The sequence below is a fragment of the Stenotrophomonas sp. SrG genome (assembly GCF_050031795.1).
Taxonomy (GTDB): domain Bacteria; phylum Pseudomonadota; class Gammaproteobacteria; order Xanthomonadales; family Xanthomonadaceae; genus Stenotrophomonas; species Stenotrophomonas rhizophila_A.
In genome coordinates, this window is record NZ_JBNBBE010000508.1 from 1 (window position 1) to 255 (window position 255).

Here is a 255-nt window from a genome sequence, read left to right on the forward strand (position 1 = left end):
CTGCGCCGGGCAGATCACCGGCACCACCGGTTCTGAACTGGCCGCCGCGCACGGCCTGCTGGCCGGCCACACCGCCGCCCCCCGCGGGCGCGACGAGGCGGGCAGGTGCCCCCGCCGCGACGACGCTTACCTGGGCGTGCTGGTGGCTGACCTGCTCACCCCAGGCACCACCGAGCCGGACCGCATGTTCACCACCCGCGCCGAGTACCGGCGGCAGCTGCGCGAACACAACGCCGACGGGCGCCAGACCGGCAT

1 protein-coding gene is annotated in these 255 nt (G+C 75.7%); it reads left to right on the plus strand.

What is annotated here, in order from left to right:
- Nucleotides 1–255: FAD-dependent oxidoreductase (locus tag ACQG3P_RS20665; RefSeq protein ID WP_426806095.1), on the plus strand; the 255-nt coding region annotated here is incomplete at both ends.